This window comes from Paractinoplanes lichenicola, assembly GCF_016785085.1.
Taxonomy (GTDB): Bacteria; Actinomycetota; Actinomycetes; order Mycobacteriales; family Micromonosporaceae; genus Actinoplanes; species Actinoplanes lichenicola.
Window position 1 is genome coordinate 356,111 of sequence record NZ_JAENHO010000002.1, and the last position, 20,907, is coordinate 377,017.

The 20,907-nt window shown below is 70.6% G+C and carries 16 protein-coding genes; 10 read left to right on the forward strand and 6 right to left on the reverse strand.

Annotated elements, in window-relative coordinates:
- The first annotated feature begins 1 nt into the window (after position 1).
- The gene (locus JKJ07_RS51050) at positions 2-7,030 is read left to right on the forward strand and encodes a polymorphic toxin-type HINT domain-containing protein (protein ID WP_268919086.1); all 7,029 of its coding nucleotides are present in this window, start codon (positions 2-4) and stop codon (positions 7,028-7,030) included.
- Between the two features lie 32 nt (positions 7,031-7,062).
- Positions 7,063-7,437 (forward strand): hypothetical protein, encoded by a 375-nt coding sequence (locus JKJ07_RS06235; protein ID WP_202990274.1) that lies wholly within the window; start codon positions 7,063-7,065, stop codon positions 7,435-7,437.
- A 53-nt stretch (positions 7,438-7,490) separates the two neighbouring features.
- Here the strand turns inward: JKJ07_RS06235 and JKJ07_RS06240 are convergent, their stop codons facing one another.
- Together JKJ07_RS06240 and JKJ07_RS06245 are read right to left on the reverse strand one after the other, a co-directional pair.
- Entirely contained in the window at positions 7,491-8,681 is a 1,191-nt protein-coding gene (locus JKJ07_RS06240; RefSeq protein ID WP_202990275.1) for a hypothetical protein, read from the reverse strand.
- A complete protein-coding gene (locus JKJ07_RS06245; protein ID WP_202990276.1) occupies positions 8,668-9,201 on the reverse strand; it encodes a SigE family RNA polymerase sigma factor in 534 nt (177 codons plus the stop codon). Before JKJ07_RS06245 ends, JKJ07_RS06240 begins: the two co-directional genes overlap by 14 nt.
- A 139-nt stretch (positions 9,202-9,340) precedes the next feature.
- Between JKJ07_RS06245 and JKJ07_RS06250 the strand changes: the two genes are divergently transcribed.
- The 5 genes from JKJ07_RS06250 to JKJ07_RS06270 all read left to right on the forward strand — a co-directional run bounded on the left by JKJ07_RS06250 (position 9,341) and on the right by JKJ07_RS06270 (position 12,068).
- On the forward strand, positions 9,341-10,336 hold the full coding sequence (locus tag JKJ07_RS06250; RefSeq protein WP_307834138.1) for an MsnO8 family LLM class oxidoreductase: 996 nt from the start codon (positions 9,341-9,343) through the stop codon (positions 10,334-10,336).
- Positions 10,337-10,470: 134 nt separating this feature from the next.
- On the forward strand, positions 10,471-10,803 hold the full coding sequence (locus JKJ07_RS06255) for an ArsR/SmtB family transcription factor (RefSeq protein WP_202990277.1): 333 nt from the start codon (positions 10,471-10,473) through the stop codon (positions 10,801-10,803).
- Positions 10,804-10,807: 4 nt separating this feature from the next.
- The gene (locus JKJ07_RS06260; protein ID WP_202990278.1) at positions 10,808-11,035 is read left to right on the forward strand and encodes a hypothetical protein; all 228 of its coding nucleotides are present in this window, start codon (positions 10,808-10,810) and stop codon (positions 11,033-11,035) included.
- Positions 11,032-11,601, forward strand: coding sequence for a CDP-alcohol phosphatidyltransferase family protein (locus tag JKJ07_RS06265; protein WP_236028442.1), 570 nt, complete (start codon positions 11,032-11,034; stop codon positions 11,599-11,601). Before JKJ07_RS06260 ends, JKJ07_RS06265 begins: the two co-directional genes overlap by 4 nt.
- Positions 11,598-12,068, forward strand: coding sequence for a VTT domain-containing protein (locus JKJ07_RS06270; RefSeq protein WP_202990279.1), 471 nt, complete (start codon positions 11,598-11,600; stop codon positions 12,066-12,068). The genes JKJ07_RS06265 and JKJ07_RS06270 overlap by 4 nt, the downstream gene beginning before the upstream one ends.
- A gap of 65 nt (positions 12,069-12,133) precedes the next feature.
- On the opposite strand, the gene JKJ07_RS06275 is transcribed toward JKJ07_RS06270, so the two are convergent.
- A complete protein-coding gene (locus JKJ07_RS06275) occupies positions 12,134-13,078 on the reverse strand; it encodes a zinc-binding dehydrogenase (protein ID WP_202990280.1) in 945 nt (314 codons plus the stop codon).
- 49 nt (positions 13,079-13,127) lie between these two features.
- Between JKJ07_RS06275 and JKJ07_RS06280 the strand changes: the two genes are divergently transcribed.
- Positions 13,128-13,766 (forward strand): TetR/AcrR family transcriptional regulator, encoded by a 639-nt coding sequence (locus JKJ07_RS06280; RefSeq protein WP_236028443.1) that lies wholly within the window; start codon positions 13,128-13,130, stop codon positions 13,764-13,766.
- Here the strand turns inward: JKJ07_RS06280 and JKJ07_RS06285 are convergent.
- Both JKJ07_RS06285 and JKJ07_RS06290 read right to left on the reverse strand, forming a co-directional pair.
- A complete protein-coding gene (locus JKJ07_RS06285; RefSeq protein WP_202990281.1) occupies positions 13,751-14,155 on the reverse strand; it encodes a DUF3224 domain-containing protein in 405 nt (134 codons plus the stop codon). The two genes, JKJ07_RS06280 and JKJ07_RS06285, sit on opposite strands and share 16 nt — an antisense overlap.
- 36 nt (positions 14,156-14,191) lie before the next feature.
- Entirely contained in the window at positions 14,192-14,635 is a 444-nt protein-coding gene (locus JKJ07_RS06290) for a lamin tail domain-containing protein (RefSeq protein ID WP_202990282.1), read from the reverse strand.
- A gap of 220 nt (positions 14,636-14,855) precedes the next feature.
- Here JKJ07_RS06290 and JKJ07_RS06295 point away from each other — a divergent pair, with 220 nt between their 5' ends.
- Together JKJ07_RS06295 and JKJ07_RS06300 are read left to right on the forward strand one after the other, a co-directional pair.
- A complete protein-coding gene (locus JKJ07_RS06295; RefSeq protein WP_202990283.1) occupies positions 14,856-15,848 on the forward strand; it encodes a hypothetical protein in 993 nt (330 codons plus the stop codon).
- Positions 15,849-15,941: 93 nt separating this feature from the next.
- Entirely contained in the window at positions 15,942-19,754 is a 3,813-nt protein-coding gene (locus JKJ07_RS06300; RefSeq protein WP_202990284.1) for a serine/threonine-protein kinase, read from the forward strand.
- 34 nt (positions 19,755-19,788) lie between these two features.
- Here the strand turns inward: JKJ07_RS06300 and JKJ07_RS06305 are convergent, their stop codons facing one another.
- Positions 19,789-20,751: a Gfo/Idh/MocA family oxidoreductase gene (locus tag JKJ07_RS06305; protein ID WP_202990285.1), complete on the reverse strand. Its 963-nt coding sequence runs from the start codon at positions 20,749-20,751 to the stop codon at positions 19,789-19,791.
- Positions 20,752-20,907 lie beyond the last annotated feature (156 nt).

The window sequence follows — 20,907 nt, forward strand, 5'->3', positions numbered from 1 at the left end:
CATGCGGCGTTCCGCGCTGTCGTTTTTCCTGTCGATGACGTGTCTGGTGAGCGTGGCGGTGTCGGTGCCCGCGTACGCCGCCGAGCCGGTGACGGAGCTGCCGAAGCCCTCGCCCGGACGGTCGGTGGCCACCAAGCCCATCCCGTACCGCTTCGCGGCCCCGCACGACGACTCCCGGACCGCCTACAAGCCGGCCGCCACGGCCCTGCCCAAGGCCGCCTCCGCGTCGGTCGGCCTCTCCACGGCACAGAAGAAGGCCCCCGGCACACCGGTCTGGACGCGGGCCGTCAGCGGCTTCGGCGCCGACGCGCAGGCCGAGGTGCGGGTCGTCGACCAGGCCGCGGCGGAGCAGGCCGGGGTGGCCGGCGTGCTGCTCGCGGTCACCGCCCGCGACCAGCGGTCCGGCCGGGCGCGGGTCGGCGTCGACTACGCGGGCTTCGCCCAGGCGTACGGCGGGAACTACGGCTCCCGGCTCCGGCTGGTGCAGCTGCCGTCCTGCGCGCTGACCACGCCCGGCCTCGCCGCCTGCCAGACCCGTACGCCGCTGGCCTCGGCAAACGACCCGGCCGCGAAGTCGGTCTCGGCCGAGGTGGCCCTCGCGGCCGGCGCGCCGGTCGTCGTGGCCGCGGTGACCGACCCCGCCACCGAGGGCGGCAAGGACTCGGGCGGCAGCTACGCGGCGAGCGACCTCAAGCCGTCCGGTTCCTGGGCCGGGGGCAGCAGCACCGGCTCGTTCACCTACAACTACCCGATCAGCATGCCGCCCGCCCCGAGCGGCCTGGTCCCGTCGGTGGGTCTCTCGTACGACTCGAGCTCCGTGGACGGGCAGACCGTCTCGACGCAGGCCCAGGCGTCCTGGGTCGGCGACGGCTGGGGCACCCCGAGCTCGTACGTCGAGCAGACGTTCGTCTCCTGCTCGGACAACCCGGGCGGCAAGGCGGCGCCGGAGAAGACCGCCGACCTCTGCTACGACGGCCCGATCATGACGCTGTCGCTCAACGGCAGCACGCAGCGGCTGATCTGGGACGAGGACAAGAAGGTCTGGAAGGCCGAGGACGACAAGGGCGAGGTGATCAAGCGGAGCACCGGGTTCGACAACGGCACCACGGCCGACGACAAGAACTACTGGACCGTCGTCACCCGCGACGGCACCGAATACATGTTCGGCCGCAACCGGCTGCCGGGCTGGACCACGGGCAAGCCGGTCACCAAGTCGGTCGACACGGTGCCGGTGTACTCGCCGCACGCGGGCGACCCCTGCTACGACGAGACGTTCAAGGACGCGCAGTGCACGACGGCCCGGCGCTGGAACCTCGACTACGTCGTGGACGTCAGCGGCAACGCCATGTCGTACTACTACGACCAGAAGACCAACTTCTACGGCCGGCACAAGGGCGACACCGACACTGAGTACGTCCGTGACAGCTACCTCGACCGGATCGACTACGGCTTCCGCGACAACGGCGCCTACGGCACGGTGCCCAACCAGGTCAAGTTCGAGACCGCCGGCCGGTGCGTCCAGACGACCTGCGCGGCGCTGAGCTCCACCACCAAGGCGAGCTACCCGGACGTGCCGTTCGACCTGATCTGCGAGGCGGGCAAGAACTGCACGCCCCAGGCGCCGTCGTTCTTCTCGACCGAGCGCCTGACTCAGATCGTCACCAAGCAGTACGACGTCGCCGCGGCCAAGCACCTGCCGGTCGACACGTACAACCTCGGGCAGACCATCCCGACGACGGAGGACGGCACCTCGCCCACCCTGTGGCTGTCGTCGGTGACCCGCACCGGGCACGAGGGCAACGCCTCGATCGCCCTGCCCGCGATGACGTTCGCCAGCACCCGGCTGCCCAACCGGTCGGTCGCCACCGACGGGTTCCCGGAGTTCTACCGGCACCGCCTTACCTCGATCACCACCGAGACCGGCTCGGTCATCTCGGCCGCGTACGAGCTGCCCAAGCCGTGCACGTCGGTGGGCAGCCTCAACCCGGCCACCAACACCAGCTCCTGCTACCCGGTGCGGTGGACCCCGGACGGGCTGATCGAGCCGAAGCTGGACTGGTTCAACAAGTACGCGGTGACCCGGGTGACCCAGACCGACCCGACCGGCGGCGCCGCGGCCACGGCGACCAGCTACCAGTACGACGGCGGGGCGGCCTGGCACTTCGACGACAACGAGGTGGTCAAGGCCAAGTACCGCACGTACGGCCAGTTCCGCGGCTACGGCAAGGTCACCACGTACGAGGGCGACGGGGTCAACGACCGCCGTACGAAGTCCGAGTCGGTCTTCTACCGCGGCATGTCGAAGAACAACAACAGCACAGTGCTCAACCTGGAGGACTCGCTCGGCGGGCAGCACGAGGACCAGAACGAGCTGGCCGGACGGGTCCTGGAGACGCGCACCTACCAGGGTGAGGGCGGGGCCCTGGACAACACGGCCATCACCTCGTACTGGGTCTCCGGCGCGACCGCGACCCGAGCCCGTACGGGATTGCCCGCCCTGACCGCCAACTGGGTCACCCCGGTGCTCAACGTCAGCCGGCAGCGGGTCACCAGCGCGACCGGGACGACGTGGCGGACCCACGCGGTCGACACCAGCTACGACACCGCGCTCGGATCGCCGACCCTGGGCTCGGTCAAGCACGTCTACAGCCACACCGTGCCGGCCGACGCCAAGTACGACCGGTGCACCACCAACACCTACGCCCCGGCCAACTCGACGGCGAACCTCGTCGACCTGGTGTCGCAGATCGAGACCGTGGCCGTTCCGTGCGGCGGCTACACCGCGGGCTCGCCGGTCTCCGAGCCGGGATCGGTCAACACCCTCAGCGCCCCGGCCTCGGTCTCCCGCCCGGCCCAGGTGGTCTCGCTGACTCGCAAGTTCTACGACGACTACACCTGGTCGGAAGCCTTCCCGCAGACGGCCCTGGTGAGTCGTGGCCTGGTCACGATGGAGCGGCAGGCCAAGGACTACGTGAACGGCGCGTACACCTGGCAGAGCCTCGGCCGCACCCACTACGACGCGGTCGGGCGGGCCGACGACAAGTACGACGGCAAGGGCAACAAGACCCACACCGACTACACGGCCAACGCGGTTGGCCTGGTCACCGGCATGTCGGTCGCGCAGCCGCTCGGCCACACCACCTCGTCGACCGCCAACCCACGCCGTGGCCTGACCCTGACCAGCACCGACATCAACGACGTGGTCTCGACCCAGGCGTACGACGCCCTCGGCCGGACGACCAGCGTGTGGCTGAACAACCGCACCACCGCGCAGAACGCCAACTACAAGTTCGGCTACACGGTGTCCAAGACGGGCATCAGCGCCACCACGACTGAGCGGACCAACAACAGCAACGCTTACCTGAAGTCGGTCACGCTCTACGACGCGCTGCTGCGGCCCCGCCAGACCCAGACCGAGACTCCTCAGAGCGGTCGGCTGGTCAACGACACCTTCTACGACACCCACGGCTGGGTGACGAAGGAGTACGAGGGCTACTGGGACGACAACGTCGAGCCCACGGTGGGCAACGTCGTCGACCCGTACGACCCGAACGTCGACATTCCGGTGCCCAGCCAGAACTACACCACGTACGACGGTCTGGGACGCGTCGTGCTGGTCGAGCGGATGAAGGACAACGAGACCGTCTCGAAGACGTTCACGGTCCACAACGGCGACAGCACGACGATCTTCCCGCCCACCGGTGGCACCGTCACCACCACCGTGGCCGACCCGCTGGGCCGCACGACGACCATGAGGGAGTACACCACCCGGCCGTCGATGAACACGCCCTCGGACTACTTCACCGGAACCTTCAGCGTCTCCGGCGGAACGTCTCTGGCCACGACGTACGAGTTCGACTCGCGAGGCCTGCAGGGCAAGGTCGTCGACGCCAAGGGCAACCCCTGGACGACGAAGTTCAACCTGCTCGGTCAGATCGTCGAGAAGACCGACGCGGACGCCGGCACGACCAAGGACATGCGGTACGACGACAACGGCAACCTGACCCAGTCGACGGATGCCCGCGGCAAGACCACTTCGTTCCAGTTCGACGCCCTGAACCGGCCGACCGCCAGCTTCGCCGGAACGACCCAGCTCACCAAGTCTGTCTACGACAACTCGGACAACGCCGTACCCGGTATGACGTTCCCCAAGGGCCAGCTGACCACGAGCATCGCCTACTCCGGCGGGCTCGAGTACAAGACGCAGGCGGCGAACTTCAACGTCTTCGGTTCATCGCTGGGCGAGACGGTGAGCATTCCGGCGCCGAGCGCGCTGGCCGGTGACTACGTATTCAGCCACTCGTACTACCCGAACAACGGGCTGCTCTTCCGCGATACCTTCCCGGCCAAGAGCGGCCTGCCCGCCGAGACCGTCGCGTATTCGTACGACAAGTTCGACCAGGTCCAGGTGATGACCGGGCTGAACCCGTACCTGCAGTCGACGACGGAGGACGCGTACGGCCGGATCAACCAGACGGTGATCGGGACGGGCACCAACCAGGCCGCGGTCGACAACCTCTACGACGAGCACACCGGCCTGCTCAAGAAGCAGACCACTACCCGTAAACCTACGGCGCCGTCAGGCATCGACCAGCAGGAGTTCACGTACGACAAGGCCGGCAACCTGCTCACGCAGACCAGCACCAGGCTCGCCGCGAACAACATCGGTGAGACCCAGTGCTTCGCCTACGACGAGCTGCGCCGGCTCACCGAGGCGTGGACCGGAACCGACAAGTGTGCGACCGCGCCCACCACGAGCAACCGGGCGATGGTCGGCAACACGATCGGCGGCGCCAGCGCCTACTGGACCAGCTGGCGCTTCGACGACCTCGGCAACCGGACGAGCGAGGTCAAGCACGCGCTGACCGGCACCAACGACACCTCGACGACCTACAAGTACAACGAGAACGGAGCCGGGCAACCACACACGCTGACGTCCACCGCCACCACCGGTGCCACCACCGGCAGCGCCACCTACAAGTACGACGTGGCCGGCAACATGACGGTCCGCAACGCCGGCAACGGCAACCAGACCCTCACCTGGACCGACGACGGCAAGCTGAGCAGCGTCACCAACGCGTCCGGCACCAGCAAGAGCATCTACAACGCGAACGGCGACCTGCTGCTGCAGGACGACCCGACCACGACCACGCTTTACCTCGGCACCCAGCAACACGTGCTCACCAAGGCCACCGGCGCCGTCACCGGCACCCGCTATCAGGCACTGCCGGGCGCGGGCTCGGTGGTCCGGACCGGGTCCGGTACGGCGTACACGTTCGCCTTGGCCAACACGCAGGGCACCCCGACGCTGTACCTGAACAACACCGCGCAGACGCCCACGTGGCGGCAGTACACCCCGTACGGCGGTCCGCGCGGCGCGACCATCACAGCGCCCGACAACCGTGGCTTCCTCAACAAGCCGCTGAACGCGAGCACGGGCCTGACCAATGTCGGCGCCCGTGAGTACGACCCGGTCATCGGCCGCTTCATCTCAGTCGATCCGATTCAGGACTTGCAGAACCCGCAGCAGTGGAACGGGTACGCGTACTCCAGCAACAACCCGACGACGTTCAGCGACTCGAGCGGCCTGATGCTCATGGCCCCGACCGAGGGTGGGGGCGGGGGTGGCTACTACACGCCCCCGGCTGACAACGGCGGTGGCGGCGGTGGCGGCGGTGGCGGCGGTGGCGGTGGCGGCGGCGGCGCCAGCGACTCGGGCGACCACGGCAGCAACAACGACGACGGCGGCGGCAACTTCTTCAAGAAGGCCTGGAAGAAGACCAAGAAGGTCATCACCGACCACCCGCAGATCACCGGTTTCGTCGCCGGCGCGATCACCGGCGCCGTCTGCCTGGGCGCCGGTGGCATCGCCGCCGGACCCGCCGGCCTGGCCGGCTGCGGCGCCATCGCGGGCGCGGTGGGCTCGATCGCCACCGACTGGGCCGCCGGCACCAGCACGAAAGACATGCTCAAGAATGCCGCGGGGGCGGCGGCCATCGGCGGCGCGGCCGGCGTCATGATTCCCAATGCGGGCGGCATGGTCCGCAATGCCGGCGGCATGGTCCGCAGCGCGAAGGCCTTCCTTACCGGCGGAGCGGGCCAGACGACCCGCCAGGCCGAAACTCAGGTTGCCAAAACCGTCTTGAGCCGGGACTCGGCTGAGGCAGGCGCGAGCCGGGCCACGAGTTGTGTCCACAGCTTCGCGCCCAGCACTCCCGTCCTGCTGGCCAGTGGGTCCACCAAACCGATAGCGGACGTCGAGGTCGGCGACAAGGTCGTATCAACAGATCCCGTCACCGGAACGACTTCGGCGAAGCCGGTCGAGGCGCTGCACGTCAATCAGGACAGAGACCTGACCGACCTGACCATCCGCGGTGAGGACGGCGAGCAGGTCACTCTGAGCACCACCCAGCACCATCCGTTCTGGAGCCGAAGCCGCCAGGCGTGGGTCAACGCTTCCGAGCTGCACGACGGGGAACGTCTCGGCCGGCTCGACGGCACGCCCGTTCTCGTTGTCTCCGTCGAGAACTTCGCCGGCGACCGGGCGATGCGCGACCTCACAGTCGCCGAGATTCACACCTACTATGTGGTCGCCGGTGCGAATCCGATCCTCGTCCACAACTGCGGTGACAGGCCCGCTCCGTCCATGTCGGACACCGCGATCGGGCCGGAAACGGCCAGTGGCCAGGGGCCGGTAACGCTTCCTCGAATGGTCTACGACTCGAGTCGCATGCCCGATATCTCTGCGAACATCCGCGCCGCGCATGCCTCCGGGCACCCGATGGTATTGCATCGTCAAATGGGCGCCGCCGCTATCGACGCGAATCGCGCCGCGGCGACTCGAGGATTTCGCGGGAGGCCACTGAGCCCCGATGAATACCCGTTTGCGTCCTCCATGGAGGGCGGTTCCGGGGCGAGAATTGCGGCAGTGCCTATTCAGGAACAGAGGCGGCAGGGCGGGATGATGAATGGCTTCTATCGTAAGAATAAAATTGGCCATGGTGACGCCTACGAGGTTGTAGTACAGTAGCCCCGCCGTGATTTTGGTTAAGTGGAGGCAGCATGGAAGTCATCTCGTTGGAGGTGCCGCCGCTGTACGGCCAGGTCGAGGCCGGAGACAGGGATGCCATCGAAGTGCCCGAATGGGAGACCGGCGATGAGACCGCAGTCTCCAACGAGTCGATGGTCTTCATTGCCACGCAGTCGGACGCCGACGGGGCGGTCACGATTCGTGTGGTGTCCGACGAAAACGACGGCCATGACGGTGTGGAAGTATTTTCCGGCGAGATCTCGTTGCCGAGCGGTGTGCTGAGGGTTGGAAATTCGATTGCCGACCGGACAGCTGATGTAGACCTGGCTCCGCGCCGAAGCGTTTCGGCTCGGATCTTCGTTGAGCCGCGGGAACTGCCGAACAGGATTTTGATCTCGATTTCCTAGGGCGGCAGGACAACGACGGCGCCGCTGGGGCGGCGCCGTCGTCATGGGATCGGTTACTGCTTGAGGGCCTGGGCGGCGGGGTGCCAGGTGGAGCGGTCCTTGACGTCGGCCACCTTAATGGACCGGGCGATTTTCTTCAGCTCCGCCTCGGGCAGGTTGGCGCCGGTCTCCTGGTTGCTGACCTGCACCTGGACCTTGCCGTCGGCGCTCCACACGTTGCAGAAACCGTTGGGGTAGCAGGCCGTCTGGCCGGCCTTCGCCTTCTGATTCGAGTTGCTGCTCGGCGTGACGTAGATGCTGAAGCTGCCGGGGATGCCGGCCTCGGTGGCCTGGTCGAACGGCGCCGACAGGCCCGTCGGAGCCGGGGCCGGCTTCGCGTACGTGGCGCCGCCGTAGTCGCCGCCGCGGGCGCTGGCGATGCCGTCGAGGCCGGGCATGGCGCCCGTGCCGGTCTGCACCGGCTGGAAGCCCGCGGGCACGTAGCCGACGGTGAACGGCAGGGTGGCCGGCTTGGCCGTGCCCGGCTTGAGGCCTTCGACCAGCGCGCCCAGGTCGGCGAAGGACGGCGACGACTCGCGGCTGGAGATCGAGGTCACCGACGCCCACGCGTTGGCGGTGTACTCCCAGGCGAGCAGCTTGTTGCGCGGGTCGGCGGCGTTCGTCGGGTCGAGGCCCGCGGTCAGCATCGCCTGTACGGCCCGCTGCCCGTTCACGGTGGTGCTCTTGCCGTTCCTGATCCCCGCCGGGTCGAAGGCGCCCGGCCGGTACACGGTCAGATACGCGTAGAGCGTCGGCTTCGCGTTCTTCTTCCGCTCCAGCAGCTGCTCCTGCGTGAGCTCCTCGCCGCTGTCGGTGGACGGCTTGTCGTTCGACTCCGCGCCGTCCATGTAGACCGAGGCGATCTGGTAGGCCGTCGAGGCCACGATCGGGTCCTGGACCTGGAACTTGCCGGCCTTGAAGCCCTGGAACGTGAAGGTGAACGGCGGCGCGTCGGTCCACGTGGCCGCCTTGACCGGCGGCGCGGCGGGGGCGTCGGCATTCGGGGTCTGCTGGTCGGTGCCCGGCGACGGCAGCGCGAACGCGCCCGCCACCACGACCGCGACCACCCCGGCCGCGCCGGCCGAGGCGAACCCGGCCCGGCGGCGCTGCTGCTGCCGGCGGCCGGCCCGGACGATGTCGTCCGCGCTGCGTGACAGCGGCGGCTCGTCGGCCGTCACCGTGTCCACGAACTCATGCAACTGCATTGTTCCACTCCTCTATCGCTTCCCCGGTGAGATTGATCCGTTCGGCGGCGAGCAGCTCGCGGAGCTTGGCCAGGCCCCGCGAACTTTGACTCTTCGCCGTTCCGACGTTGCAGTCGAGCACCCCGGCCGTCTCCTCGAGGCTCAGGCCGAGGTAGTGCCGCAGGAACACGGCGGCCCGCTGCCGCGGCGGCACCGTGCCGAGCGCGTCGCGCAGCCGCAGCCGCACGTCGGACGTGCCGGCGGGGTCACCGTGCGCGACCTCCGGCATGGCGTCACCGGCGGCACGCTCGCGCCGCCAGGGCTTGCGGGTCTCGTCGATCGCGGCCCTGTACACCATCGTCTTGGCGTACAGGTCGGGCCGCTCCAGCTTGCGCCAGCGCGGGTAGAGCTTCGCCAGCACGTTGGCCACGGCATCCTCCGCCGTGTGCCAGTCGCCGCAGGTCAGGTACGCCAGCTTCCGCAGTTGGGGCAGCTGGAACGTCACGAACTCGCGGAACGCCTGCTCGTCTTCGGCTTTCAACTCGACTGCCTCCTTTGTGGCGGAGGTAGAACGGTCCCGCCGGTCCCAGGAGTTGCACGAGGGTCAAAAGTAGTTGCCTGGTTACCCCGAGCACACCAGGCCGGGGAACAAGGGCGGTGCGGTCGGCGCTGCACCAGGGGTGATCAACTCGGGGGTTCGGGTCTCGCTGCTGGATCGGTCGCGCATCAGGGCCGGTGAGGCCGAATCGAGCGCGTTGACCGGCACGGTGGCCCGGGCCGCGCGGGCCGAGCGGCTGGGCTACGGGCGGTTCTGGGTGGCCGAGCATCACAGCGTGCCCGGGATCGCCGGCGCGGCCCCCGCGGTGCTGCTGGCCGCCGTCGCCGGGGCGACCAGCACGATCCGGATCGGCTCGGCCGGGGTCATGCTGCCCCATCACCAGCCGCTCGTGGTGGCCGAGCAGTTCGCCACCCTGACCGCGTTCGCGCCGGGGCGAGTGGATCTGGGGCTGGGGCGTTCCCCGGGTTTCACCCCGCCCGTACGCCGGGCCCTGCGCGAGACCGAGCGGGACTTCGCCGCCGACCTCGCCGAGCTGCGCGGGTTCCTCGACGGCACGGGGGAGATCAGCGTGCATCCGCACCCGGCGGGTCCGGTGCCGATGTATGTGCTGGCGACCGGTAGCGGACTGCAGATCGCGGCCGGGCTCGGGCTGCCGGTGATCGTGGGCGGGCCGCTGCTCGGCGTGGGTGGCGACCCGGCACCCGGGCTGGAGGCGCTGGCCGGTTATCGGCGTGCCTTCCGGCCGTCGCCCCAGCAGCCGGCGCCGTGGGTCGCGATCAGCCTCGACGTGCTGGTCGCCGACACCGCTGCCGAGGCCGCCGACCTGCTGTTGCCCGAGGCGTGGGCGATGGCCCGCAGCCGCACGACGGGGGAGTTCCCGCCCCTGGAGCCGGTGGCCGCGATCAAGACCGCCCGCCGGACCTCGCGCGAGCAGCAGAACCTGGACCGGACCGTAGCCTCGGCCGTCGCGGGCACGGCGGCCGAGGTGGAGCGGCGCCTGGCCGAGCTGCTCGACCGTACGGGGGCAGCCGAGCTGGTCGCCTCCAGCAGCACCTTCGACCGGGCCGCGCTGAGCGCCTCGGACGCGGCGCTGGCCGCCCTGTTCGACCGCCCTTGAGGCCGCCCCGAAAGCCGCCCGAAGGCCGCCCGAAGGCCGCCCGAAGGCCGCCCCGAGCCCGGTCGGAAAGCCGGCGTTAGTCAGGGTGAGCTCAGGGTTGACGGCTGCGCTTGCACCTGCCAAAAATAGTTGGCATGAGCCATGGCGCATTGTCGGAGCCCGATGGGGACCGGCTGGTCGAGGTGCTGGCCGCGCTGGCCAGCCCGCACCGGCTGCGCGTGCTCGCCGCGCTGGCCGGCGGCCGTGTCTACGTCTCGCAGCTCGCCCGCGACCTCGGCATCAGCCGTGCCCTGCTGCAGGTGCACCTCAAAAAGCTGGAGAAGGCCGGGCTGGTCACCGCCCATCTGGAGCTCTCCGAGGACGGCAAGGCGCTCAAGTTCTACGAGGCCGCGCCCTTCTCGCTGCACCTCACCCCCGGCTCGGTGGCGGTCGCCGCCGCAACGCTGAGCACCACCGAAAGGACATAGCGCCATGGACTTCACCGCCCCGGTCTTCCTCGTCGTGGTCGCCGCCGTGCTCATCGCGGCCATCTGGTCGGCCGCTGTGCGCTCGCGCGCGTCGGCCTCGGGTGACCTGCAGCGGCAGTACGCCGAGCAGGCCACCGAGACGCAGCGGCTGCTGACCGAGATGAGCGCGCAGCTGACCGAGCTCAACCAGCGCACCGCCGACCTGCAACGCATCCTCAAGGACGCGGAATGAGAGTCACGCTGCTCAACGTGCCCAATGCCATCACCGCCGTACGCACGGCCGCCTCGGTCGCGCTGGCGGTGGCGGCCCTGCATCAGCGCAGTCCTCACCTGCTCGTCGCCGCCTACCTGATCTATTGGGCGGGCGACATCCTCGACGGTCTGGCCGCCCGCAGCCTGGGGCAGGAGACCCGGTCCGGTGCCGTCTTCGACATCGTCGCCGACCGCGCCTGCACCTCGGCCTGCGCCGCCGCGCTGGTCGTGCTGAGCCCTGGCACCGCCGTGCCGATCGCGGTGTTCCTCGTCCAGTTCATGGTCATCGACCAGTTGCTGAGCCTGATGTTCCTGCGCTGGCCGCTGCTGAGCCCGAACTACTTCGCCGCCGTCGACCGCCGCATCTACCGATGGAACTGGTCCCCGCCGGCGAAGGCGCTGAACACCGCGGCCGTGGTCGGGCTGGCCCTGTGGGCGCCGGTCGCCGTGGCTGTCACCTTCGCCGTCGCGGTCGCCTCGGTGAAAATCGTCTCGCTGGTCGCCGCGGCCCGGCTGCCCGTGGGTGTGCTGCGCCCCCAGCCATGATCGCCGTGCTCGCGGCGGCCGCGGTCGGGCTGCTGTCGGCTTTTCTCCCGTTCACGCCGGCCGAGCCCTATTTGATCGCGGCGGCGGCCACCACCGGCGCCCCGGGCGTGGCGCTCGGCGTGGCCGCGGCGGTGGGCCAGACGGCCGGCAAAGTGCTGATCTTCCTGGCCGCGCGCGGCGTCGTCCGTTCGCCGTGGCTGCGGCGCCGGTCGGAGAAACGTACGGGGAAGGAACCGGGGAAAGTGGGCCGGCTGCTCGCCCGGCTCATCGCGATCATGGACCGCCCTCGGCAGGCGATCGGGATGCTGCTGGCCGGCGCGGTGACCGGCATTCCACCCCTGCTGGCGGTCAGCGTCTATCTGGGCCGTACGCCGATGCGCCCGGCCGTCTTCGCGGCGGTGTGCCTGCTGGGCCGGGCGATCCGCTTCGTGACGATCGCCCTGGCCCCGCACCTGGCCGGCTACTGACCGCTCGCAAGAGCGCGCCGCACCTGGCCGGCTACTGACCGCCGCAAAAGCGTGCCGCACCTCGGTTACTGAGGGGTCAGGACGAAACGGCCGAAGACCTCGCCCTCATCCATCCGCCGGTGCGCCTCGGCCGCCTTGGTCAGCGGCAGGATCCCGTGCACCACCGGCCGCAGCTCGCCCCGGACGGCCGCCGGGAACTGGGCCTCCCGGACGGTGTGGCGGGCGGACTCGGGCACGGTGTTCAGGCTGAACGTGGCGAACGAGCGGGACCGCTGGAACGAGGCGAGCAGCCGCATGCCGAAGTCCTCGGGCGGATAACCGCCGACGACACCGACCGCGACCAGACGCCCGTTGTCGGCCAGTTTGTCGAGGAACGACGGCAGGCCCGGCCCGGCGACGATGTCGAGGATCACGTCGAACTCATCGGCGGCGGCGGCGGAACGGTCCAGCACCTCGGTCGCGCCCAGCTCGCGCAGGCGCTCGCCCCGCGCCGGCGACGACGTGGTCACCGCGATCCGGCCCGCGGTCGCCGCGGCGAGCTGCACGGCCATGATGCCGAGGCTGCCGGCCGCGCCCCGGACCAGCAGCGACTCGCCCGGTGCGAAGTGCCCGTGGGCGAGCGCGAAGTGAGCCACCGGCCCGGCCCCGCCCAGCGTCACCGCGTCGACCGGCGAGAGACCCTCGGGCAGCGCGGTGAAGGCGTCGGCCACCGCGTATTCGGCGTACGCGCCCCCGACCCCGGTGAACGCCCACACGACGCGGCCGATCCACGCGGCGTCGACGCCCTCGCCGACGGCGACCACCCGGCCCGCCACCTCGCTGCCCGGCACGAGACCCTCGCGGAAGCCGTAGCTGCCCAGCGTGCCGCGCCGGACCACGGCGTCGACCCCGCCCACGCCGATGGCCTCGACCTCGACCAGCACCTGACCGGCGGCGGGCTTCGGCTCCGGGGCGTCGATCACCGCCAGGCCGCTGGGGTCGCCGAACTTCTGGATGCTGACTGCTCTCATGCCGCGAACGTAACGGACGCCCCCGTCCACTTGGCTAAAGTGAGAGCCCATGACCGGCCGTTTGTCTCAGAACCTGCGTTCGGATGCCCAGGACAACCGGGATCGGCTGCTCGAGGCGGCCCGGGCCGCGTTCTCCGAGCATGGCCTCGACGTGCCGATGCGCGAGATCGCCCGCCGGGCCGAGGTCGGGCCGGCCACCCTCTATCGCCGGTTCCCGACCAAGCAGGCGCTCGTCGACGAGGCGTTCACCGACGAGCTGCGGGCCTGCGCCGCGATCGTGCGCGACGGCTGCGCCGACCCCGACCCGTGGCGCGGGTTGTGCTCGATCGTCACCGGCATCACCGAGCTCAACACGCACAACCAGGGATTCGTCGACGCGTTCGTCTCGTCGTACCCGGGCGCCGCCGACTTCGCGGCCCACCGCGCGAGCATGCTGCGGCCGCTGACGCTGCTGTGCCGCCGCGCGCAGGAGGCCGGCTCGCTGCGCGCCGACTTCGTGCTGGACGACCTGATCCTCGTGCTGATGGCCGGCCGTGGCCTGTGGGCCGCCCCACCCGCCGTACGGACGAAGGCCGCCCGGCGCTTCGCGGCGCTGACCCTCGACGCCCTGCGCGCCTCACCCACGACAACCACCCTGCCCCCGCCGGCCGGGCTCACGCCGGGAATCCTGGCTCAGCCCACCTCGTAGTCGAACCGGAGGTGGTGGGTGCCGTCGTCGTCGACCGTCAGGACGCCCGTGCCGCTGATGCCGGTCAGGTCGCCGGTGCCGCTGCCGGGCACGATCAGCAGGAACTCGGCCTGCCGGTCCTGCCCGGTCGTGGCGGCCGAGTGCACGAAGTTGAAGGCGCCCGACCGGCCCGCGACGCTGCCCTCGAAGGACTCCATGGCCACGTACGTGCCCGTGCCGCTGACGGGGTCGAAGGCGGCGGTGAACAGGGTCTCGGAGCGGCCGTCGATCTCGCCCGTGAAGGTCTTGCGCATCGTGGCCACGCCGACCGGCAGGGCGGTCTTGATCTCGCCGGCCGGCACCGGGGCCGGGGTGAAGTCGGCTACCTCAAATGTTGCGGTTGCTTGCATGCCCAGCACCGTACGACCAGAGACTGACAACTACCGTCAGCATTTGGTGGTGCTGACCTTCTTCCACACGCAGGTGTCCATCGTCGCGCCGGAGGGGCTGCGCAGCGTGGCCGTGTCGCCGGTGTTGTTCCAGATGTAGTTGCCCGAGTTCCAATAGAAGTGGCCCGTCGGGGAGCCCTGCGTGCCCTTGCCGGTGTGCACGACGAACGAGCCCTTCGCGGGCAGCGTGATATTGCCGAACGTGATCACTTTGCCGGCCGCGTCCTTGACCGACCAGTTCCGCAGACCGACCGGCTTGGCCAGCTGATTGGTCAGGCGGAAGTATTCCTGATTGAGGCTCGCATTGGTCCGGTTGTCGGTGCCCGGCGAGTCGACGTAAACGTACGTGAAAAGCACCGGCTTGGTGGCCGCCGAGGCGGGCGCGGCGCCGAATCCGAGAACGGCGGCGACTACGGCCAGAGGCGCTAGAAGCTTTCGCATGATGAACTTTGTAACGACCCACCCGCCCGGAAGCCTTCGGGCGATCGGTCGTCCCGTGTCACCGTGCGGACGACATTTGTGACGGTGTCGTCGAGAAACCGATCTGATTCATGGCGTCTCTCCCCGAAGAGGTGTGTGCCCTGCGAGATCAGGTTCGGCGACGCGGCGATCGGCGGCGCGAAAGCTTGCGGGCCGCCGATCGGCCACTGAGGATGGGTGGGTGACGGCCGCCGAGATCCACACCCCGTGCGACGCCGGCGACGTGCCGCTGCCCGGGGTGTGCGGGTATCCGGGGCACATCAACCGGGTCATGGACAAGCGCTACCAGCGCCGATGCCGGGTTCAGCGGCTGCGCCCGGGCGGGCAGCTGTGGTTCGGCGCGCAGCGGCCCGACGGCGGTCGCAACTGGTTGCAGGTCGGCCGGGCCGAGCCCGAGCTGCCGTCCGCGGTCAGCAAGGTGGTCGGGCGGATCTGGTTCACCTCGCTCACCGAGGGCTCCCGGGTGCTGGTCGAGAACCTGTCCACCAACAACACGCTGGAGCTGCGCTCACCCCGGCTGCCACGGCCGGTCACGCTGCATCCCGCGGTCCGCTCCGACCCCGGCGATCAACGGTCGGAGCTGCTCGGCACGCCGATGGTGGCGGTGCAGACGGCGAGCACGACGCTGACGATCTCGAACCTGAGCACCGGCTTCGTGGTGTGGATCGAGGCGCCGATCCGCCCGCTGCCCGCGGCCGGCACAGACTTCACCTTCGACCCCCGTACGCCGCTGGGCCCGCGCGAGCAGCAGGAGCTCGACGACGCCGCGCTGCGGATCCAGCTGGCCGACCGCGAAAACTTTCCGCTGCTCAGGACGTTTCTCGAGAGCGATCCCGTACGGGCGAGGCTGAGCGCGAGCCCCAGCCTGCGGGCGTTCGTCGAGCGCAAGGGAATCGAGGACTGGCAGTTCTACGTACGGCGGGAACTGACGAATGTGGCCGAGGGCCGGCCGACCCACGAGATCCACCGCGTGATCCTGGAGGGCATCGGCGCCCCGCCCGCGCATGATCCGAAGTGGTACACCAGCCTGGTCGCCGAGCATCTCGAGCCGGACCGGCCGATCAACGCGCGCCCCGGCGGCACGGGCGGCCTGACCGAGCTGATCGCCGTGGTCAAGGGGCTCTGGGCGTTCCGCCGCTACCAGCTCGAGAAATACCTCGAGGAGCGGGACTGACGCGGAACGCCATCCCCCGGGAGCCGGATGCCGCTGACGCCCGCGGCGGGCCAAGCTGGGACCTCGCCCGGCGGGAGGGGGATCATGCTGGGGTTGCCGGAACCCATCGGTGAACCCGATCCGCCGGCGGACGAGTGGGTGTGGCCGCTGGCCGCCGACGGCCGCACGAGGTTGCGGCGGCTCGGCCCGGACGGGCGCTATCGGCTGGTCGGCACGTTCCGGGGCGGCGGTCAGGCGTACGTCTGGTATGCGGTGGACGAGGAGCGCGACCTGCCCGTCGCGATCAAGATCCTGCGGGCGGACGGTCCCTTCGGCGCCGGCCGGATCCCGGAGCGCCGCATGATCCGCGAGGCCCGCATCATGGGCTCGCTCCCCGCCCACCCGAACGTGATGCCCACGCTCGGCAGCGGACCACCGCATCTGGTGCGGCCCGACTCGGACGACCTGCGGCCCGGCCCCGGCGACTCCCGCGACCCGTGGCTGGTCATGCCGCTGACCCCGCACCACCGGCTCAACGACCTGATCGCCGACGGGCCGCCCCCGCTCGACTACTGGCTGCGGCTGGCCCGCGGTTACGCGTCCGGGCTGGCCCACCTGCACGACCTGGGGATCGTTCACCGTGACCTGTCGCCGGGCAACGTGCTGCTGACCGCGGCCGGCCCGGTGATCACCGACTTCGGGGTCTCGTGGGCGCCGCGCTGGATCGACGACGGCATCGAGCAGACGATGAGCACCGGCCTGACCCGGCAGGGGGTCAACGGCACCCCGGACTGGCACGCGCCCGAGGTGATCAGCTCGCCGCTGCACGAGCGCCCCGACCGCCGCCCGTCGGCCGACGTCTTCAGCTGGGGACTGTTCGTGGCCGGGGCCTCGGCCGGGCGGCACCCGTGGTCGAAGACGCTGGGCAGCGTCGCGCTGGAGGATTTCGAGCGGACCCGGATGCGGCACGGCGTCCCGGCCTACCCGGTGCCCGGCCCGCTGGCCGAGGCGGGCGACTGGGCCGGGCTGGTGCTCGACGCGCTGGCCCCCGACCCGGCCGACCGCCCGACCGCGGCCGAACTGGTGACCGCGCTCGACGAGCAGCGCTCGCGGTGGCGCCGGCGTCCGCGTGCGGTTCGCCGCAAGCCGGCCCTGGACGACGACGCGACCGCCGCGGCCGAGGTGCTCCACGAGGCGTTGCGGGAACGCTGGCGCTCCGACCCGGTGTGGGTCCGGGTGGGTTCGGGCCGCCGGCTGCCGATCGGCTGGGCGCCGGGCGCGGCCGACGAGAACGCGGCGCCACGGCTGATCGACACGTGGCAGCGCGACGCCGGCAGCGGCCGGATGGTGGTGCTGGGCGCGGCCGGCTCGGGCAAGTCCGAGCTGCTCGTCGGCGTCTTTCGCGAGCTGCTGACCGGCTGGCGGAAGGGCGAGCCGGTGCCGCTGCTGATCCCGCTCGCCTCCTGGGATCCGGCGCTGACCGACCTGCGCACGTGGCTGATCGAGTGGCTGCACGTCAACCATCGCTTCCTCGACGGTCAAGCCCAAGGTCCCGTACGCAAGTCGAAGGCGGCCAAGCTCCTCGACGACCAGCACCTCGCCCTGATCCTCGACGGGCTGGACGAGGTTCTCGACAAAGCCGGGGCCCGTACGGTCGTCGACCAGCTGAACAACCTGGACGGCCCGGCCCAGCTGCTGGTCAGTTGCCGCGACGCTCACCGGGAGCTGTTCCCTGGCGGCGCCACGATCGCCCTCGGCCCGCAGGACCTCGAGACCGTCACCGCCTATCTGCGCGGCGGGGCGGCCGGCGAGCAGCGGTGGGACCCGGTCGTGGCGAGCCTGCCGCACCGGCCCGACCTGGCCGGTGTGCTCCGCACGCCGCTGATGGTGATGCTGGCCGACTCGCTCGCGCACCCCCGGGAGCTGCTCGACCGGCACGGCACCGAGGAGATCACGCACCACCTGCTTCAAGAATTCGTCCCGGCGCGCTACACCGAGGAGCCGACCCCGTACGAGGCTCCGGAGGCGCGACGCTGGCTCGGCTACCTCGCGCGCATGGTCGCCGACACCGGCGAGCTGCGCTGGTGGGAGCTGCGGGTCACGTCGCTGCCGAGCTCCCGGGCGCTGCTGCACACCCTCACGCTGCTCGCCGTGATCACCTGGACCGCGCTCTCGGCCGGGGTCATGAACACGTGGGTGTTCGGCAGCACGGTCACCGGCACCACCGACGCGATCCGGATCGCCGCCGCCGCGGTGGTCTGCTACGCGGCCCTCTATCGCATCATCGGCAGCTATCCGGCCGCGGTGCTGGCGGTCGTGGGCGCCTACATCACCGGCACGTTGAGCGGCTCGTACGACCTGGCCCTGGGCTCCGGGCTGGCCGCCGGCTTCTCGTGGCGCCCGCTGCGGGTGCGCGCACCCGGCCGCGGCGGCGACCTCGCGCGGGCGTTCCAGGTCGGCCTGGCCGCGATGGTGGTGACTGCGGCCATCCGTACGCTCTCCCTCTTCGTCCCCCTCGACGACGCGCTGGTGGTCGGGTTCGGCGCGGGCACGTTCGACGGTTTCGCCCTGCGCTGGGACGAGGACGTCAACGGCTGGCTGGCCACCGGTCTCGTCGCGGGCCTGCTGACGTGGATCGGCATCCAGGTGACCCGCGGCGGCCCGGCCCCCGCCTCGTCCCGTTGGTGGGCCCGGCCCGCTTTCCACGGGCTGGTCGCCGCGGTGCTGGTCGGGGCGATCAACTCGTGGGCCGACGGGGCCCGGCCCGGCATCGACCAGCCGTGGCTGCTCGGCCCCGGCGACGGCCTGGCCGCCGGGATCGCCGTGTGGTGGGTTTCCTCCTGGTCCTCGCCCCGGCTTCATCGCCGCTCGACCCGATTCGCGGCGGCGGGCCTGCTGGGCGGCCTGACGACCGGGCTCAACCTGCTCGGCTATGCGGGTCGCACCGATGTGGACGCCGACGTCGTCCGCGCGCTGGGCGAGGGCGCGGCGGTCGCCCTGCTGGTGTTGCTGGCCCTGCGCGAGCGGCGGCCCGGCCCGCAACGGCGCTCGCTGCGGCAGATCCTCCCGCCGGTGCTGCTGGCCGGGCTGGCCGGTCTGGTGCTCGGCCTGGCCCACGTGCAGTCGGCCGGGGCGTCCCGCGGCGCCGCGTTCGGGGTCGCCGTCACGCTGGCCGCGCTGTTCTTCCTGGCCCGCGACACCGTACGGTCGGGGCCCGGCCGCATCGACCCGATCGAGGCCGGGGTGGCCGGGCTGACCGTGGTCGGGCTCGTGGCCGGTTTCGCCTACGCCCTGCTGTTCGGGCTGGTCTGCGGCCTGGCGTCGCGGGTGTCGACCGACATCTCCCAGCGCAAACTGCCGTCGCTGCGGATCAGCGCCCCCTGGACCCAGATCGCCGGCGGCGCGCTGCTCGGCACGATGGCCGCCTTCGCCGCGGCGACCAGCGGCTTCCCCGCGTACTCGCTGGCCGTCATCGGCCTCTCGGGCGGCGTGGCCGGGGCGTACGCGTTCGGCATCCGCGGCGACGACCCCAGCAACCGGCTCGCGGCATCCCCGGCCACCCTGTTTCGCCAGGACCGCCGGGTGTTCCTGCGCATGACCGCCGTGATCGCGGTCGCGATCGGCATCGCCGTCGGCTTCCGCGCGGCCGCCGGAGGACAGTCCGCCTTGGCCGCGCTGACCGGGGCGATCGCCACCCTCGCCACGTACGGCCTGACCGCGGGCCTGGTGATCGCGGCCTCCTCCACCCGCTACGGCGTCTTCGTCATCCGCAACGCATGGCTAGCCGCCGGCGACGACCTCCCGTGGCGCCTGATGCCCTTCCTCGACGACGCCCACCGCCACCGCCAGGTCCTACGAGCAGCCGGCTCGGCCTACCAGTTCCGCCACGAACTACTACGCGAACAAATAGCCGCAACCGACCCGTGACCGCCGGTTGCGATGGCGTCGCCCGGCGGCAGGATCATGCGCGGGTCCAGGCGCCGTTGTTGCGCATCGAGCGGACGACCGCCTCGGCCACCGCGCCCGCGACCAGGCCGTCCCGAGCGGTGGCGAGACGATCGTCGTCGCCGTCGACCCAGGCCTGCAACTCGAGCCGGTACGCGTCGGCGAAGCGTGGGCGCCAGTCCGCGGCGTAGGAGCGTGACCTCGCGAGGGCGGAGTCGGTCACCACCCGTACGGGCTCGGCCAGCGTGAGTGTGCCGCCCGGCCCGACCACCTCGCAGCGGATGTCGTAGCCGTAACCCGCGTTGAGGAACAACTCGACCGTCAGCAGGGTGCCGCCCTCGGTCCGCAACAAAATCAACTGCGGGTCCTGTACGCCGCCCGGCTGCGCGCTGCGCCCCGGCGCCTGCCAGCTGACCTCGGCGATCGGCGAGCCGAGCAGCCACGGCAGGACGTCGAAGTCGTGCACGGCCGAGTTGCCGATCATCGACTCCGTCGTGGCCCCCGGATAGGACCCGACCGTACGGGCCACGGCGTGCACGATCAGCGGCGTCCCGATCGCCCCGGCCCGGATCCTCGCCCGCAGCTCGGCATAGCCCGGATCGAACCGCCGCATGAACCCCACCCGGACCAGCCCGGCCCGGTCACCGAGATCGTCAAGCAACCGCGCCGACTCGGCGTAGGTCGGAGTCAGCGGCTTCTCACACAGCACGGGCTTGCCGGCCGCCACACACGCCCTAACCAGCCCGGCATGCGTCGAGTCATGCGCGGCGACGACGACGGCCTCGACCTCGGAATCCCCGATCAGCGCGGCCGCGTCACCGGTGGCCTGGCAGCCCAGTTCGCGCGCCACGGTCTCGGCCCGAGCGACATCGAGGTCGGCCACCAGCACGACGCGGGCTCCGGAGACATATCGCTGCAGGGTGGTCGCATGATCGGCCCCCATGTTGCCCACCCCGACAACCCCGATCCCACGGGTCATGCGGACCTCCCCAGGCTGACAGTAGGTCAGATTGTAATGACGATAAGTCAAATGGCTAGGCGTCTCTGCCTTGTCCACAGGGGTCTGGGTTATCCACAGGGTGCCGGGCGAAGATCCGCAGTTTTTGCCATAGTTCTTTCGGCTGTGGCGGCGGCG

Excerpts from the sequence above, each read along its gene's own strand:
- JKJ07_RS51050 (WP_268919086.1), top strand. The coding sequence starts at position 2 with ATGCGGCGTTCCGCGCTGTCGTTTTTCCTGTCGATGACGTGTCTGGTG.
- JKJ07_RS06235 (WP_202990274.1), top strand. The coding sequence starts at position 7,063 with ATGGAAGTCATCTCGTTGGAGGTGCCGCCGCTGTACGGCCAGGTCGAG.
- JKJ07_RS06240 (WP_202990275.1), bottom strand. The coding sequence starts at position 8,681 with ATGCAGTTGCATGAGTTCGTGGACACGGTGACGGCCGACGAGCCGCCG.
- JKJ07_RS06255 (WP_202990277.1), top strand. The coding sequence starts at position 10,471 with ATGAGCCATGGCGCATTGTCGGAGCCCGATGGGGACCGGCTGGTCGAG.
- JKJ07_RS06260 (WP_202990278.1), top strand. The coding sequence starts at position 10,808 with ATGGACTTCACCGCCCCGGTCTTCCTCGTCGTGGTCGCCGCCGTGCTC.
- JKJ07_RS06265 (WP_236028442.1), top strand. The coding sequence starts at position 11,032 with ATGAGAGTCACGCTGCTCAACGTGCCCAATGCCATCACCGCCGTACGC.
- JKJ07_RS06270 (WP_202990279.1), top strand. The coding sequence starts at position 11,598 with ATGATCGCCGTGCTCGCGGCGGCCGCGGTCGGGCTGCTGTCGGCTTTT.
- JKJ07_RS06275 (WP_202990280.1), bottom strand. The coding sequence starts at position 13,078 with ATGAGAGCAGTCAGCATCCAGAAGTTCGGCGACCCCAGCGGCCTGGCG.
- JKJ07_RS06280 (WP_236028443.1), top strand. The coding sequence starts at position 13,128 with ATGACCGGCCGTTTGTCTCAGAACCTGCGTTCGGATGCCCAGGACAAC.
- JKJ07_RS06285 (WP_202990281.1), bottom strand. The coding sequence starts at position 14,155 with ATGCAAGCAACCGCAACATTTGAGGTAGCCGACTTCACCCCGGCCCCG.
- JKJ07_RS06290 (WP_202990282.1), bottom strand. The coding sequence starts at position 14,635 with ATGCGAAAGCTTCTAGCGCCTCTGGCCGTAGTCGCCGCCGTTCTCGGA.
- JKJ07_RS06305 (WP_202990285.1), bottom strand. The coding sequence starts at position 20,751 with ATGACCCGTGGGATCGGGGTTGTCGGGGTGGGCAACATGGGGGCCGAT.